The organism is Arenibacter lacus (assembly GCF_008711145.1).
GTDB lineage: Bacteria > Bacteroidota > Bacteroidia > Flavobacteriales > Flavobacteriaceae > Arenibacter > Arenibacter amylolyticus.
The window spans coordinates 1-448 of record NZ_VVIN01000253.1 but is presented as its reverse complement, the minus strand read 5'-3'; the positions used below and the strand labels follow the sequence as shown (position 1 = coordinate 448).

At 39.7% G+C, this 448-nt stretch carries 1 protein-coding gene; it reads left to right on the top strand.

Annotated elements, in window-relative coordinates:
* Positions 1-425, top strand: a 425-nt coding sequence (locus tag F1E73_RS18090) for an IS1634 family transposase (protein WP_191089078.1), incomplete at its 5' end; no start/stop codon positions are given.
* Positions 426-448: the final 23 nt, after the last annotated feature.

Below are 448 nucleotides of genomic sequence, written 5' to 3'. Positions count from 1 at the left end.
ATATTGAGATCGACTATAAAAAATATGAAGCAGATGCCGTTTGGGACGGACTAAAAGGATATATAACCAATACGGCTCTCTCAAATCAGGCTATATTGGACAATTACAATAATTTATGGCACATCGAAAAAGCTTTTCGAATGTCCAAGACCGATCTCCGCATCCGCCCGATCTATCATCGATTACGACACCGGATAGAAGCGCATATATGTATTTCTTTCACCGCTTACAGCATTTACAAAGAGCTGGAAAGGGTTTTGAAGATCGAGAAATCGGATCTGTCGCTAAACAAGGCAAGTGAAATTACGCACACTATATACCAACTATCTTATCGGTTACCCGACTCCGGAAGTGAAAAAACACAACTATTGAAAATGGATGAAGAGCAAGCCGAGCTATATCAAATTATCGCCAAATATTTTTAGGGTGTTGCATTGAGGAAAACAGG